The organism is Mesorhizobium sp. B2-4-6 (assembly GCF_006442775.1).
GTDB lineage: Bacteria > Pseudomonadota > Alphaproteobacteria > Rhizobiales > Rhizobiaceae > Mesorhizobium.
In genome coordinates, this window is the sequence record NZ_VFVI01000001.1 from 280,442 (window position 1) to 294,995 (window position 14,554).

At 62.8% G+C, this 14,554-nt stretch carries 14 protein-coding genes; 12 read left to right on the top strand and 2 right to left on the bottom strand.

The window, feature by feature from the left end; all coding sequences use genetic code 11:
- Positions 1–2: 2 nt before the first annotated feature.
- Positions 3–1,043, bottom strand: a complete 1,041-nt coding sequence (locus FJ957_RS01340; protein WP_140827677.1) for a Gfo/Idh/MocA family oxidoreductase — start codon at positions 1,041–1,043, stop codon at positions 3–5.
- 177 nt (positions 1,044–1,220) lie between these two features.
- On the opposite strand from FJ957_RS01340, the gene FJ957_RS01345 reads away from it, so the two are divergent.
- The 10 genes from FJ957_RS01345 (at position 1,221) to FJ957_RS01390 (ending at position 11,441) form a co-directional block, all read left to right on the top strand.
- Positions 1,221–2,489, top strand: coding sequence for an ABC transporter substrate-binding protein (locus tag FJ957_RS01345; protein ID WP_140827679.1), 1,269 nt, complete (start codon positions 1,221–1,223; stop codon positions 2,487–2,489).
- 99 nt (positions 2,490–2,588) lie between these two features.
- On the top strand, positions 2,589–3,476 hold the full coding sequence (locus FJ957_RS01350) for a sugar ABC transporter permease (RefSeq protein ID WP_140827681.1): 888 nt from the start codon (positions 2,589–2,591) through the stop codon (positions 3,474–3,476).
- Between the two features lie 8 nt (positions 3,477–3,484).
- Complete coding sequence (locus tag FJ957_RS01355; RefSeq protein ID WP_140827683.1) at positions 3,485–4,360, top strand: carbohydrate ABC transporter permease; 876 nt, start codon at positions 3,485–3,487, stop codon at positions 4,358–4,360.
- Positions 4,361–4,418: 58 nt separating this feature from the next.
- Positions 4,419–5,462 (top strand): SIS domain-containing protein, encoded by a 1,044-nt coding sequence (locus tag FJ957_RS01360; RefSeq protein ID WP_140827685.1) that lies wholly within the window; start codon positions 4,419–4,421, stop codon positions 5,460–5,462.
- Complete coding sequence (locus FJ957_RS01365; protein WP_181180468.1) at positions 5,462–6,391, top strand: ROK family protein; 930 nt, start codon at positions 5,462–5,464, stop codon at positions 6,389–6,391. The genes FJ957_RS01360 and FJ957_RS01365 overlap by 1 nt, the downstream gene beginning before the upstream one ends.
- A gap of 4 nt (positions 6,392–6,395) precedes the next feature.
- Positions 6,396–7,487 (top strand): sn-glycerol-3-phosphate ABC transporter ATP-binding protein UgpC, encoded by a 1,092-nt coding sequence (ugpC, locus tag FJ957_RS01370; RefSeq protein ID WP_140827689.1) that lies wholly within the window; start codon positions 6,396–6,398, stop codon positions 7,485–7,487.
- 177 nt (positions 7,488–7,664) lie between these two features.
- A complete protein-coding gene (locus FJ957_RS01375) occupies positions 7,665–8,663 on the top strand; it encodes an ABC transporter ATP-binding protein (RefSeq protein WP_140827691.1) in 999 nt (332 codons plus the stop codon).
- Positions 8,653–9,534 (top strand): ABC transporter permease, encoded by an 882-nt coding sequence (locus tag FJ957_RS01380; protein WP_246685748.1) that lies wholly within the window; start codon positions 8,653–8,655, stop codon positions 9,532–9,534. The genes FJ957_RS01375 and FJ957_RS01380 overlap by 11 nt, the downstream gene beginning before the upstream one ends.
- Complete coding sequence (locus tag FJ957_RS01385; protein ID WP_140827693.1) at positions 9,531–10,334, top strand: ABC transporter permease; 804 nt, start codon at positions 9,531–9,533, stop codon at positions 10,332–10,334. Before FJ957_RS01380 ends, FJ957_RS01385 begins: the two co-directional genes overlap by 4 nt.
- 60 nt (positions 10,335–10,394) lie before the next feature.
- Positions 10,395–11,441, top strand: coding sequence for an extracellular solute-binding protein (locus tag FJ957_RS01390; RefSeq protein WP_181180469.1), 1,047 nt, complete (start codon positions 10,395–10,397; stop codon positions 11,439–11,441).
- A gap of 73 nt (positions 11,442–11,514) precedes the next feature.
- On the opposite strand, the gene FJ957_RS01395 is transcribed toward FJ957_RS01390, so the two are convergent.
- On the bottom strand, positions 11,515–12,216 hold the full coding sequence (locus FJ957_RS01395) for an FCD domain-containing protein (RefSeq protein WP_140827697.1): 702 nt from the start codon (positions 12,214–12,216) through the stop codon (positions 11,515–11,517).
- Positions 12,217–12,361: 145 nt separating this feature from the next.
- Here FJ957_RS01395 and FJ957_RS01400 point away from each other — a divergent pair, with 145 nt between their 5' ends.
- On the top strand, positions 12,362–13,246 hold the full coding sequence (locus FJ957_RS01400) for a fumarylacetoacetate hydrolase family protein (protein ID WP_246685749.1): 885 nt from the start codon (positions 12,362–12,364) through the stop codon (positions 13,244–13,246).
- 28 nt (positions 13,247–13,274) lie between these two features.
- Positions 13,275–14,549 carry an amidohydrolase family protein gene (locus FJ957_RS01405; RefSeq protein ID WP_140827701.1) on the top strand — a complete coding sequence of 425 codons (1,275 nt, stop codon included), beginning with the start codon at positions 13,275–13,277 and terminating at the stop codon, positions 14,547–14,549.
- Positions 14,550–14,554: the final 5 nt, after the last annotated feature.

Here is a 14,554-nt window from a genome sequence, read left to right on the forward strand (position 1 = left end):
AGTCACCCATCCGTCTTGATCTTTTCCCACACGCCCGTTCGCATCGAACGGTAGCAGGCGTCAATTATGTGGTTGACGATGACGCCGTCCTCGAAGGTTTCGAGCGGCGTCGTTCCCGCCACGAAGTGGTCGACAAAGTGGCGCATTTGCTGGGAAAAGCCATAGGCGCGGGTTTCTTCGGGCACCGGATAGACCCAGCCGGTCTCGGCATCGGCCTTTTCGACGAGATAACCGACCGGCTTCTCGATGAAGCCCCAGACCGGACCGACGGACGTGTCGGTGACGATGCGTCCCGCCGAGCCGACCAGTTCGTGGCGAAGCTGCATGCCGCCTTTCTCGATCCAGGAGGATTCAATGGTGGCGAGCTGACCGCCGGCAAATTTCAACAGCGCGATCGCCGTGTCCTCTCCAGTCGTCTTGTCGCCATGCGCCATGGTGGCGCCCCACGCGAATACTTCGGTGATGAGGTTGTCCTTGCCGAAGAAGCAGCGCGCGCTTTCGACCGTGTGGCAGCCCATGTCGAGCAAGGCGCCGCCGCCGGCAAGCTCGGCGTTCCAGAAATGAGGCGCATGCGGCCCCGAATGCGCCTCACGCGCCCGCATGGTGAGTAGATTGCCGATGCCGCCGGCCTGGATCATCTGGTGGGCCTTGGTGATGTTGGGCGAAAACACCGCGCATTCGGCATAGCCGTGCCAGATGCCAGCACGCTGGACGATGTCGAGGATTTCCTGCGCCTCCTTGCCGGTGCGCGCCAAAGGCTTGGTGCAGATGACGGCCTTACCGTGCGTGGCGGCGATCCTGACCGCTTCGAGATGGATTTCATTGGGCAGCGCGATGACCACCAACTCGACCGCCGGGTCGGCGCACAGCGCGTCGATATCCCGGTGCGCGGTGACCTTGGGACCCCATTTCTTCGCGAAGGCCGTGGCGCGCTTGAAACCGCGCGACGAACAGGCGACCAGTTCGGCGTTGCGCACGTCGAGCAGCGAGTCCGCATAAGTCTCGGCGATGAAGCCAGAGCCCAGAATTCCAACTCCGATCATTCAAGTCCTCCCATGCTTTCCTGTCAGTTTGGCGCTGCCCCAGTGCGGTCTGCGACTGTCGACAGGAAAATACAACACAATACCACTTGTCACAAGATGTATCAGTAGGTATGGTCTGAGGCAACAGTGCAAAATCGTGAATCCACACGAAGCACCGTCTTGAGGGAGGAGCCCGAAATGCGTTCGATCCATGCATCGATCGCGCTCACAGCGACGTTGAGCGCGATGTCTTTCAATGGCGTCGGGATCGCCTATGCCGACCCTGTCACCATCACTTTGAACAGCTGGCGCACCGAGGATATCGCGGTTTGGCAGGATACCATCCTGCCCGCCTTCGAGGCCAAGCACCCCGACATCAAGGTCGAGTTCGCGCCGATCAACACCAATGAATACAACGCAGCCATCCAGTCGCAGATCGAAGGTGGCGCCGGCGGCGACTTGATCACCTGCCGCCCGTTCGACGTGAACCGCGAATGGATCAAGCGCGGCTATTTCGAATCGCTGGAAGGCCTCCCGGGCCTGGCCAATTTCGACAAGACTTCGCGCGCGGCCTGGACCGGCGCCGACGACAAGACCTACTGCCTGCCGGTCGCGGCCGTGCTCGCCGGCTTCTACTACAACGCCGATATCTTCAAGGAATTGAACCTGAAGGTGCCGACCACGACCGCCGAGTTCATCGATGTGCTGACTGCGATCAAGAAGGACGGTCGCTACACGCCGCTCGCCTATGGCTCGGCCGAATCCTGGCAACTCGCTTATAACGGCCTCTATTCGATCGGCCCCGCCTACTGGAAAGGCGAGGAGGGCCGGCTTGGCCTGATCGACGGCAAGAAGAAGTTGACCGATCCGGAATTCGTCGACGCGATCGCCGCCTTCGCCGCCTGGAAGCCGTTCCTACCGGCAGGGCAAGAGAGCCTCAACTATGCCGACATGACGCAGCTGTTCACGCTCGGCAAAGCCGCCATCCTTCCCGACGGCTCGTGGGACATCAACCAGGCGACCTCGACCGATCTCAATGTCGGCGTGTTCGGCCCGCCGGTGCCGAAGGCCGGCGACAAGCGTTATCTGCAGGAGATGCCTGACATGGGCATCGGCATCAACGCCAAGGGCACGCATAAGGAAGCGGCAAAAACCTTCCTCGATTGGGTCGCCGGCCCCGAGTTCCAGGAACTCTACGTCAATGCCGCTCCCGGCTTCTTTGCCATGAGCTCGAAGCCGGTCACCTACAAGAACAAGCTGGCGCAGGACTTCGCCGACCTGAAGAAGGGCGCCGAGCTGACGCCACGCCTGGCGCTCGATCGCCTCAGCGCCGGCACGCCGCCGCTCGACGATGAGACCTGGCGCCTGCTGCAGGTGATGTTCACCAAGACCGACGTCACGCCGCAGCAGGTCGCGACCGAACTCCAGGCCGGTCTCACCTCCTGGTACGGACCGCAGAAGAAGTAATCCGGCACCGCTTCGCGCATGCCTTGCCACGAGGCGGGGCATGCGCAAGCCTGACGGCATGCCGGCGCATTCGTGCCGGCGTGAAGATGAGGTTTTCCGTTGATATCTCCCGCTGCCGCTTATCGAAACCTGCTGCTGTTCGTGCTGCCGGCGCTGGCCGTCTATCTGGTCTTTGCCGTGCTGCCGCTGGCGACCTCGGTCGTCATGAGCTTCTTCCAGACCAGCGGTGCCTCGGGCGATGTCTTTGTCGGCCTCGCCAATTACGAGCGCCTGTTCACGCACTCGACAATCAGCGCCCGATTCTGGAACGCGCTTTTGAACAACATGCAGTATTTCGCCATCCATCTGATCGTCGAAGTGCCGATGGGCCTGCTCTTGGCGGCGTTGCTCACCTCGGGAAAACTGGCGCGCTCGGAAGGCATCTATCGCACCTTGTTGTTCATCCCGGCAACGCTGTCGGTGGTCATCGTCGGCTTCGTCTGGCGGCTGATCATCAATCCGCTCTGGGGCCTGGTCGGCTTCCCGTTGCTGGGCACGGAATCGACGGCACTCACCACCATCTCGCTGATGTCGGTCTGGCAGTATTTCGGCATCCCGATGGTCTTCCTCTACAGCGCCTTGTTGGCGGTGCCCAATGAGCTCGTCGAGGCCGCCAACATCGACGGCGCCGGTGGCTGGACGACCTTCTGGAAGATCAAGTTCCCGCTGATCGCGCCGCAATTCGGGCTGATCGCCATCCTCACCTATATCTGGACATTCAATGGCTTCGACCTGGTGTTCGCACTCAACGGATCGGCGCCCGGACCGAACTACAGCACCGATATTCTCGGCACCTATTTCTACCGCACCTTCTTCGGCTCGAGCGGGCAGCTTGCCGATCTCGATCTTGGTGCGGCCGTCGCGACGGTCATCTTCCTCACGGTGTTGCTGGTCACCGCGGCTTATTTCTGGCTGATCCAGCGCCGCCTGAAATCCTATTCGGTCTAGGAGCCGGGATGAGCGCTCAAGACTTCACCATACCAGCCCCCCGCCGCCGCCGGGATCGCGAACCCTGGACGGTCGAACGCATCATCGTGCATGCGCTGCTGATCATCTTTGTTCTGCTCGCCATCGGGCCGGTGCTGATCGTCATCATCAATTCGCTGAAGACGACACCGGCGATCTTCGGCGGCCCGTTCGATCTGCCAACGGCCAAGACCTTCAGCCTCGAAGGTTACAAGCGGGTCTTCACGCGCGGCAATTTCATCGTCAACTACCGCAACAGCCTGGTCGTCACGGTGACCACTATCGTGCTGACCGTGGTGCTCTCGACACTTGCCGCCTTCGCGCTTGTCGAATATCGCGTGCGGCTGGCATCGCTGCTCGGCGGGCTGTTCGTGCTCGGCATCATGTTGCCGATCCGGCTCGGCACTATCCCGCTCATCCAGATGATGCTCGCCTGGAAACTGATGGACACGCTTGCCGCGCTGATCCTCGTCTACACCGCCATGAGCATCCCGATCGCGGTGACACTGATGGTCACCTATTTCCGCACCGTGCCGACCGATCTCAAGGAAGCGGCTCGCATGGATGGGGCGAGCGAATTGCGCACTTTCTGGATCGTCCTGCCGCTGGTCAGGCCGGGCCTCGCGGCGGTCGCGGCCCTCACCATGCTGCCGGTGTGGAACGACCTCTGGTTCCCGCTGATACTGGCGCCAAGCCGGCAGAACCAGACGGTGACGCTCGGCGTCCAGCAATTCGTCGGCCAGTTCATGAACGACTATCCCGCGCTGCTTGCCGCGCTCACGCTCGGCGCGGTGCCGCTGGTCCTGCTGTTCACGCTGTTCTCGCGGCAATTCATCAGCGGGCTGAGCAAGGGCTACAGCAAATAGCCGGACCTTCGGCAGATTTTAACAAGACCGGACAATTTCGAGCTGATGGAACACTGACATGCAGATAGGCACTTACATTCGCCGGCAGCCCAAGACGCTCGCCAGCCTGCCCGCCGCGATCGGCGCGGAGCTCGACAGTTTTACCAGCTTGCGTGAGACACCGGAGCGGATCGTGCTGCTTGGTACGGGATCGTCGATGAATGCGCTGCTGGCCGGCGCCGAGGCGCTGGAGGAAGGCACCGGGGCATCGGTGATCGCCAAGGAGCCGGAGGCCTTCCTGCGCCTGCCGCCGAGGCCATCGGGCCAGAGCACGCTGGTGCTGGCGGCCTCGCAGTCCGGCATGAGCATCACCACCATCGAAGCGGTGCGCCTGTCGGTGGAGCGTGGCTTCCCGACGCTGGTCATCACCGGCGAGGCCGACAGCCTCATCACCCAGACGGGCGCTGACATCATCGTCATGCCGATCGGCCCGGAGACGGTCGGGCCGAAGACCATGGGCTACACCGCCACTGTCATGTCGGTGCTGGCGGTCGCCGCCAGGCTTGCCGGCAAGACGATCGATGAGTCGGGGCTGCTTGCCGAGCTCGAGCGGACGACCGAGACCGGTCTTGCGGCCGCAAAGGCCCTGGTCTCCCGCTTCGGGGTGCCCGATTACATCCTGGTCGCCGGCCAGGCGACGCATCTCGGCACCGCGCTCGAAACCTCGCTCAAGATCGCCGAGATCAGCGGTGTGCCGACTGCCGGCTTCGACACCGAAGAGGCCTTGCATGGCCATGTCTACGGCACCACCAACAACAGCCTGGTAGTCGCCGTGGCGCAGACCGAGACGGAAGCCAAAGTGGCCGCCAATCTCGGCGAGGCGCTGGCCGAGCTCGGGCCGCGCTCGGTCGTGCTCAACCTCTCCGGGCACCCGACGCGTTTTGATCTGGATGTCAGCTGGCCGACGGCGCCCGGGCAGCAATGGCTTGCCGGCTGCTGGGCGCCGATCCCGCTGCAATGGTATGGCTGCGAGCTGGCGATCGCGCGCGGCATCGACCCGGACAAGATGATCTACCCCAACCTTGGAAAGCGACTCAACGTGCGCATCCGCAAGGAGGCTTGATGGTAACCGCGATTGGAATCGACATTGGCGGCAGCCTGGTCAAGCTCGGCGTTGTCGACGGTTCGGGCAAGGTGCTCGCGCGTGATGCGGTGCCTGTGCATCGCGACATCGAATTCGCCGAATTCGTCCACCTGGTCACCGAGGCGACTGAAGGGCTGAGGAAGTCGCATCCCGGCATCGCCGCCATCGGCATCGGCGTTCCGGGCACCCCCGATCCCGAGACCGGCATGCTCAATGGCCGCTGCCCGGCGATCCCGGCACTGCTCAAGGGGTCGCTGTCGAAACTGTTCTCGATCCGCTTCGGCGTGCCGGCCGTGGTCCGCAACGACGCCGTCAGCGCCACCCATGGCGAAATGCGCCACGGCGCCGGGCGTCCATTCTCGCGCTTTGCGTTGCTGACGCTCGGCACTGGCATCGGGGGGTCGATGGTCATCGATCGCAAGGTCATCGACGGCCCGGACGGGCTGCCGCCGCAATTCGGCTGCATTTCGCTCGACCCGGCCCGTACCGACATCGCCGATCCGGTGCCGGGCATGGTCGAAAACCTCGCCAGTGCTCGCGCTCTGGTCAACCGCTACCGCCAGCTCCAGCCGGACACCGACGCCAGGGACGCCGAGACTGTCGTTGATCTCGCCAAGGCCGGTGATGCGGTCGCGCTGCAGGTGGTCGATGAGGTGGCGCGCTGGCTCGGCCAGATGATCGGCATCATGTCGAACATGCTGAACATCGAGGCGGCGATCATCGGCGGTGGGCTGTCGCTGGCCGGGCCCTTCTTCACCGACCGCATTGCCAAAAACGTCCGGGATTTCGTCCTGCTGAAACCCGGTCGTCCGCCGGTCATCGTGGCAGCCGAGCATGGCAACGACGCCGGGGTGATCGGCACAGCCGCACTGGCGCTCGACATGTTCGCGCCCACGGCAAAGGAATAGCATTATGACCGATGTCGAACTGCGCCAGGTCTCCAAGAGCTTCCAGAATCTGAAGGTCGTGCACGATATCGATCTCGACATCGACAAGGGCGAATTCGTCGTTCTCGTTGGACCGTCCGGATGCGGCAAGTCGACGACATTACGCATGGTGGCTGGACTGGAGAGGCCAAGCGGCGGCGAGATCCATATTGGCGGCAAGCTGGTCAACAACGTCCAGGCCAGGGATCGTGATATCGCGATGGTGTTCCAGAGCTATGCGCTCTATCCGCAGATGACGGTGGCGCAGAACATGGCTTTCGGCCTGCGCATCCGCAAGGTGGCGGAAGCGGAGGTGACACAGCGCATCGCGCGTGTCGCCGACATCCTCGATCTCAGCGAACTCCTGCAGCGCAAACCGCACCAATTGTCCGGAGGTCAGCGCCAGCGTGTCGCCATGGGCCGCGCCATGGTGCGGCAGCCGAAAGTTTTCCTGTTCGACGAGCCGCTCTCCAATCTCGATGCCAAGCTCCGGGTCAAGATGCGCGCCGAGATCAAGAAGCTGCACCAGATGGTCGCCACCACCACGGTCTATGTCACGCATGACCAAGTCGAAGCTATGACCTTGGCCGATCGTGTCGTGGTGATGAACAAGGGCCGCATCGTACAGATCGGTCCGCCCAACGATCTCTATCACGAGCCGGCCAGCCGCTTCGTTGCCGGCTTCATCGGCAGCCCCGGCATGAACTTCTTCAAGTGTCGGCTGGAGGCGCGTGGCGATGGTCTGGTTGTGGCGCTCGGCGACGGCACAGCGCTTGGCGTGCCGGCTTCGCGCACCGCGCGCTATGCCGTCCATGCCGGGCGCGAGCTCGAATTCGGCCTGCGGCCCGAGCACATCACCGAACAGCGCGAACGGCCCGACACCGTCGACATAAAGGTGCCTGTCGAGGTGGTCGAGCCGATGGGCATGGAGACGCTGCTGCATGTGCTGATCGCCGGCGCCGAGACCACGGCGCGCATCGATCCAGCGGCGACGCCGAAGCCCGGCGAAACGGTGATGCTCTCGCTGGACATGGGCCACATGCATCTGCTCGATCCCGAAAGCGGCAAAGTCCTTTGATACGCGACGGGCTGGACACAGATCACAAGTTTGCGGCCATACATTTGTGTGTCGAAACGCAAAAACAATATATTATCCGTTGACAAATATAATTTTGGAGCGAATTTTTAGGTGCGGCGCCAGACGGCCGTGATGGCCTATGGGCCGTGTCCATGCAGTCCCAGGAATGTGCCGGTCATGATCGACATCCACAGTGTGTCAAAGTCCTTCGTGACCAGGGATGCCGATCCCGTCCACGCGCTGAATGACGTCAGCCTGGAAATCTACGACAACGAGTTCTTCACGCTGCTCGGCCCTTCAGGCTGCGGCAAGACAACCCTGTTGCGCCTGATCGCCGGCTTCGAGGCGCCGACCACCGGCGCCATCCGCATTGCCGGCAGCGATGTCGCCGCGCTGCCGCCACAGAAGCGGCCGGTCAACACCGTGTTCCAGAGCTACGCGTTGTTCCCGCATATGACCGTCGCCGAGAATGTCGGCTTCGGGCTTGAAATGCAGAACGCGCCGAAATCGCTGATCGACGAGCGCGTCCGAGAAGCGCTTGCGATGGTGCGACTGGAAGGCTTTGCCACGCGGCGCCCGGCGCAATTGTCGGGCGGCCAGCAGCAGCGCGTCGCGGTAGCGCGCGCGCTGGCGCCGAAACCAAGCGTGCTTTTGCTCGATGAGCCGCTTTCGGCGCTCGACCTCAAATTGCGCAAAGGCATGCAGAGCGAATTGAAGCGGCTGCAGCGCGAAACCGGCATCACCTTCGTGCTCGTCACCCACGACCAGGAGGAGGCGCTTGCCATGTCCGATCGCATCGCGGTGATGCGCAGCGGCGACGTGCTGCAGGTCGGCACCCCGCGCGACATCTACGACAACCCGCAGGACCGCTTCGTCGCCGACTTCATCGGCGAGTCCAATCTCTTGCCAGGTGCTGCCCTGGGCCGGGACCCGGCCAAGACGATCGTCGTGAGGCCTGAGCACATCGTTGTCTCGCCGGCATCGAATGGCGCAAAAGGTCACGCCAGGGGCGCGGTCTCGGCTATCACCTTCCTCGGCTCCGATACGCTCTACGAAGTCGTCCTGGAGGAGGGGGCAAAGCTGAATTCACGCACGCGCGGCGGCGCATTTTTGTCCGCGGGCGACAGCGTCGTCGTCGACTGGTCGCGCCATGTCGAACGCGAGCTTGCGAACTGAGATGGGTCCGAACCGCACCTGGCTCCTGATCGCGCCGGCCATGCTGGTCATCGGCATCTTCATGGTGCTGCCGCTGTTCCTGGCCGTCGGCTATTCCTTCATGACCGCCAACCCCTATGGCGGCGTCACCCAGCCGGCGACCTTCGACGCCTATCTGCAGTTCCTCTACCAGCGCGATTTCGATGACAGCCTGGTGTTCTCGCCGAGCTACGCGCTGATTATCCTGCGCTCGATCTACCTTGCGATTGCAACCACTGTGATCTGCCTCGTGCTCGGCCTGCCGGTCGCCTGGTACATCGTCTGCCAGACGCCGGAGCGCAGGCGTGTGCTTCTGTTCGCCGTCACCCTGCCGTTCTGGATCAACACGCTGATCCGCACCTATTGCTGGATCCTGATTCTGCGTGACGAAGGGCTGGCCAACGGCGCGCTGCGCGGCGTCGGCATCATCTCCGATCCCTTGCCGCTGCTCTACAATGACGGCTCGATCCTGCTCGGCCTCGTCTACACCTTCCTGCCCTTCATGGTGCTGCCGATCTATTCGACGCTGGAGCGCCTCGACCCCAGGCTGATCGAGGCCGCCTACGATCTCTATGCCAGCCGCACTGCTGTGTTCCGCCGCATCGTCTGGCCGTTGGCGAGGCCAGGCGCGCTGGCCGGCGCCACGCTGGTCTTCGCGCCGGCATTGGGTTCGTTCCTGGCGCCCGACCTGCTCGGCGGCGGCAAGAAGCTTTTGATCGGCAGCCTGATCCAGATGCAGTTCACCTCCTCGCGTAACTGGCCGTTTGGCGCCGCGCTCTCGACCGCCGTCACTGTCGTCGTGCTGACTGTCTTCGTCATCCGTTCGCGCAAGGCACAGGAGGAACGGCGATGAACGGCGCAAAGCCTTTCGACTGGCGACACACGCCGGGGCTGTCGGCCTACACGGCGCTGATCTTCGTGTTCTTCTACGCGCCGTTGCTGATCCTGGTGATCTACGCCTTCAACTCGAGCCGGTTGGTGACCGTGTGGGCCGGCTTCAGCGTCAAATGGTTCGCGGCGGTCGCCAACAACGAGGCGATCCGCGACGCCGCCCTCAACAGCGTCATCATCGCCATCGTCGCCACCATCGCCTCGACAGCGATTGCCACCGCCGGCGCGCTGGCGCTGGAACGCGGCAGGCTGCGCTTTGGACGGGGTGCCGCCACGGCGTTGATCGCCATGCCGCTGGTGGTGCCGGAGATCGTGGTGGCGATCACCACGCTGATCTTCTTTTCCGGGCTCGGCATGCATCACGGGCTGATCAACCTGATGATCGCCCATACGGTCTTCTGCATTCCGTTCGCGCTGCTACCGATTCAGGCTCGGCTGCGCGACATGGACGAGACATTGGAGGAGGCGGGCCGCGATCTTTACGCCGACGAATGGCGGCTGTTCACCCGCGTCACGCTGCCCTTGCTGCTGCCTGCGATCTCGGCCGGCGCCATCATGGCCTTCGTCATTTCGCTCGACGACTTCCTGATCTCGATGATGGTGTCGAGCGCGGGCTCGACCACTCTGCCGGTCTACATCTACGGCATGATGCGGCTTGGCGTGACGCCCGAGGTCAACGCCATCTCCACCATCCTGCTTGCCGTTTCCATCGTCTTCGTCGCCACGGCCTTGGTTGTCGGGAGGCGCAACAGATTTGCCTAAACCATGAGCCCCCGTCGGGATCATGGTCCAACGAGAAAGCAAAACCAGAGGAGAATAACCGTGACCAAATGGAAGGAAGGACTTTCGGGGCTGGCTTTGGCCGCAGTCATGCTTGGCGCCATCACCACGACTGCGCTGGCCGACGCCGGCGAGCTGCACATCTACAACTGGACCGACTACACCTCGGACGAGATGATCAAGAAGTTCGAGACCGAGACCGGGATCAAAGTCACCATCGATACTTACGATTCCAACGAGACGGCTTTGGCCAAGCTGAGTTCGGGCGCGGCCGGCTACGACGTGATGATCATCAGCAACGACTTCGTGCCGATCTTCGTCAATCAGAAGCTGTTCCAGGAAGTCGACGCAGGCGCGATGCCAAACTTCAAGAATGTCGATCCGAAATGGCAGCGCCGGCCCTGGGATCCGGATGCGAAATACACCGTGCCATGGGTGTGGGGCACCACGTCCTATTCCGTCGACACGGCCGTCTACAAAGGCCCGACCGACAGTCTGAAGCCGCTGTTCGATCCGCCGGCCGAGCTGAAGGGCAAGGTGGGCATGTTCGGCTCGCCGACCGAGGTGATCTCGCTGGCGCTCGTCTATCTCGGCAAGGACCAGTGCAACAGCAATCCGGCCGACCTCAAGGAACTCGACACCCTGCTCGAGGCGCAGAAGCCCTTCGTGAAGGTCTATAATTCCGACGGAATCGTCGAGCGCCAGGTCGCCGGCGAGACGGTCATGCATGAGCAGTGGTCGGGCAAGGCCCTGGCGACGCGCCAGCAGAAGTCGACGGTCAAATATGTCTATCCCAAGGAAGGCGCCGTCGGCTGGATGGACAATGTCGCCGTGCCGACGACAGCGCCCAATCTCGACAATGCGAAAAAATTTCTCAACTTCCTGATGGATCCTGAAAATATCGCGCTGCAGCAGAAATACACCGGCTACCAGAGCGCGATCACCGGATCGAACAAGTTCCTTGCGGCCGATGTCGGCGGCTCGCCGGAGTTCAATCCGCCGGCCGATCTCAAGATCACCTTCGCACCGTCCTGCGACGAGAAGGCGATCCGTGCCTATGACCGGATCTGGACGAATTTGCGCCAGTAGGCGGTGATGGGAAAACGCCGCCCGTCATGTGCGGGCGGCGTTTGCCTCTGTCCGAGGGCAATCGAATGAGACGCTATGCCTTTTCAGCCGTCTTGCGCGCCGGAAGGTCGGGAACCTCCGCCGCGAGCAGGATATCCGTGGTCACCGCGAGGTGCGCGGCCAAGAGCTCGGCCGCCTTCTCGGCATTGCGGTCGAGCACCGCGTTAGCGAGGTCCTGATGCTCCTTGCTGATGTTGCGGGCCCTTGGCGCGAGCGACACCGAACGGCGGCGATAACGCTCGCTCTGGTCGTAAAGCTGGTCGCGCAGGCGCAGCAGCCAGTGGCTGTCGCAGCCGGCCACCAGCGCCTTGTGGAAGGCCGCGTGCGCGGTCGCCCATTCGTCGCTCGAATGCACAGGGTCGTCGGGCGTGTGCTCCGGCGTGCGCGACAGCCGGTGAAGTGCGGCCACCAATTGCGATTCCCAGGTGACGTCGCCGACCTCGATGGCGCGGCGGATGCACAAGGTCTCGATTTGGATACGCGTTTTGGTGAGATCGATCAGATCCTCGGCCGAGATGGGTGCCGCCCGAAAGCCGCGCTGCGGCTCGGCCACGACCAAACCTTCCGAGGTCAGCCGCGACAGCGCCTCGCGGATGGCGCCGAGGCTGACCGACAGCCTGTCGCACAATTCCTGGACCTTGAGCCGGCTGCCCGGCGCGATCCGGCACGACAAAAGATCGGCGCGCAAATCCTCATACGCGCCTTGGGTGAGATTGATCGAGCCTTCCCTAGCCATGCGTTTGCCTGTGGCCGAATCCGTCCATTGAGGAGCCTTGATACATTATCCCGGGCAGAAGTCAGAATGCAAAATAATATATTCTCTGTTGACAGATATATAATCTCTCAACAAAGTCCAGCCTTCACAAGCGAGGATGTGGCCAGTGCGATTTGCAGCTTATAAATCGCCGCGGGGACCTGGGCTGGCGATCGCCTTGCCGGCAGGCGAGTTCCGCGGCATCGACGCCAGCGACGCGATGTTTCCTGGATGGCTGGACGAGCTGATCGCCGAAGGGTCGCAGGCGTTGCACGCCGCCGGCGAGAAGCTGGCCTGCGGGCGGCGCATCGATCCGAAAGCGGTCGAATGGCTGCCGCCAATCTCGAAACCCGGCAAGATCGTCTGTGTCGGCCTGAACTATGTCGACCATTCGGTCGAGAGTGGCTTCGTGCCGCCCACCTACCCGACGCTGTTCGCCCGCTTCTCCACCAGCCTGATCGGTCATGGCGCGGCCATCCGCCGGCCGGAAGCCTCGATCCAGCTCGACTATGAGGGCGAGATGGTTGCGGTCATCGGCAAGGCCGGCCGCCACATCGCACCGAGCCAGGCGCTCAGCCACGTCGCCGGCTACTCCATCTTCAACGATGCCTCGATCCGCGACTTCCAGACCAAGGCGCCGCAATGGACCGTAGGCAAGAATTTCGACGGCACCGGCTCCTTCGGTCCGATCTTCGTGACGGCCGACGAATTACCGCCGGGCGGCAAGGGGCTGCGCATCCAGACACGGCTGAACGGCCAGGTCGTTCAAAACGCCTCGACCGACGACATGATCTTCGATGTCGTCTCGCTGATCTCGATCATCAGTGAAGCCATTACCCTGGAGCCCGGCGACATTCTCGTCACCGGCACGCCATCCGGCGTCGGCGTGGCGCGCAAGCCGCAACTGTTCATGAAGCATGGCGACATCTGCGAGGTGGAACTCGAAGGCGTCGGCATCCTCTCCAATGTCGTGGCCGACGATGTCGCCGCCCGGCAAGCCGCTAACCAATAACCGCGCCAACTTCGAAAGGACGTTCGCCATGACAAGAGTGATGTTTCGAAATGCCATGATCTGGGATGGCACCGGCGCCGACGCCTTTCCGGCCGATGTGCTGGTCGACAACGGCCGCATCAAGACCATTGCGCGTACCCTCAACCAATTGTCGGGCGATGGCGTCACGACGGTCGACTGCCACGGCATGACGCTGATGCCCGGCCTCGTCGAAGGCCATGCCCACATCTCCTTTGGCGGTGCCATCAAGGATTCCGATCTTGGGCTGATCCCGCCGGAAGAGCATCTGCTGCTCACCATGCGCAACGCCAAGACCTTGCTCGACCACGGCTTTACCAGCGCCTACAGCGCCGCCACCTCGAAGCTCAGGCTCGACATTGTCATCCGCAACGAGATCAACGCCGGCCGTCTGCCGGGACCGCGCATACGCGCCGGCAGCCCCGAGATCACGGTCACCGGCGGCCTCGGCGACGAGCGCCAGCAGCACATGTACCACGAGAGCTTCGGCATGATCGCCGACGGCGTCGAGGAGATCACCAAAGCAGTGCGGCTGTGCTGCCGCGAAGGCGCCGACAACATCAAGATCAATATCTCCGGCGATGATCTCAGCCCTGCGGCGCATGGCGGCCTGACCGTTATGAGCGAGGCCGAGGTGCTGACGGCGGTGCAGGTGGCGCGTGATTTTGGCAAGAAGATAAACTGCCATGCCCGCGCCGCCGGTTCGGTCAAGCGCGCGGTGAAGTGCGGCGTCGACGTCATCTATCACTGCGAATCCGCCGATGAGGAAGCGCTCGACGCGCTGGAATCGGCGAAGGACCGCATCTTCGTCGGCCCGGCCATCGGCATCATCTACGGCACGCTCTACGAGGGCGAGCCCTTCGGCTTCACCCATGAGATGGCGGTGAAGTTCGGCATGCAGCGCATCCTCGACGACAGCCGCAAGGTTTACACGGAACTGCGCAAGCGCGGCGTGCGTGCGCTGATCGGTGGCGACTACGGTTTCGCCCAGACGCCGCAAGGCACCAACGCGCGGGATCTAAAACATTTCGTCGACCTTCTCGGATATTCGCCGAACGAGGCGCTGCAATGCGGCACGCGGCTCGGCGGCCAGGTGATGGGCCTTGGCGACGAGCTCGGCATAGTCAAGGAAGGCTTCATCGCCGACTTGCTGCTGGTCAATGGCGACCCGCTGAAGGACCTCGACATGATGGTGCATGAGAAGAACCTCGTCGTCATCATGAAGGACGGCGAGCTCTACAAGGACGTCTCGGCCTTCGTTGCTTCGCAGCGGCAAGCGGCATAAGCACT

Excerpts from the sequence above, each read along its gene's own strand:
- FJ957_RS01385 (WP_140827693.1), top strand. The coding sequence starts at position 9,531 with ATGAACGGCGCAAAGCCTTTCGACTGGCGACACACGCCGGGGCTGTCG.
- FJ957_RS01405 (WP_140827701.1), top strand. The coding sequence starts at position 13,275 with ATGACAAGAGTGATGTTTCGAAATGCCATGATCTGGGATGGCACCGGC.
- FJ957_RS01375 (WP_140827691.1), top strand. The coding sequence starts at position 7,665 with ATGATCGACATCCACAGTGTGTCAAAGTCCTTCGTGACCAGGGATGCC.
- FJ957_RS01360 (WP_140827685.1), top strand. The coding sequence starts at position 4,419 with ATGCAGATAGGCACTTACATTCGCCGGCAGCCCAAGACGCTCGCCAGC.
- FJ957_RS01355 (WP_140827683.1), top strand. The coding sequence starts at position 3,485 with ATGAGCGCTCAAGACTTCACCATACCAGCCCCCCGCCGCCGCCGGGAT.
- FJ957_RS01340 (WP_140827677.1), bottom strand. The coding sequence starts at position 1,043 with ATGATCGGAGTTGGAATTCTGGGCTCTGGCTTCATCGCCGAGACTTAT.
- ugpC (WP_140827689.1), top strand. The coding sequence starts at position 6,396 with ATGACCGATGTCGAACTGCGCCAGGTCTCCAAGAGCTTCCAGAATCTG.
- FJ957_RS01395 (WP_140827697.1), bottom strand. The coding sequence starts at position 12,216 with ATGGCTAGGGAAGGCTCGATCAATCTCACCCAAGGCGCGTATGAGGAT.
- FJ957_RS01365 (WP_181180468.1), top strand. The coding sequence starts at position 5,462 with ATGGTAACCGCGATTGGAATCGACATTGGCGGCAGCCTGGTCAAGCTC.
- FJ957_RS01345 (WP_140827679.1), top strand. The coding sequence starts at position 1,221 with ATGCGTTCGATCCATGCATCGATCGCGCTCACAGCGACGTTGAGCGCG.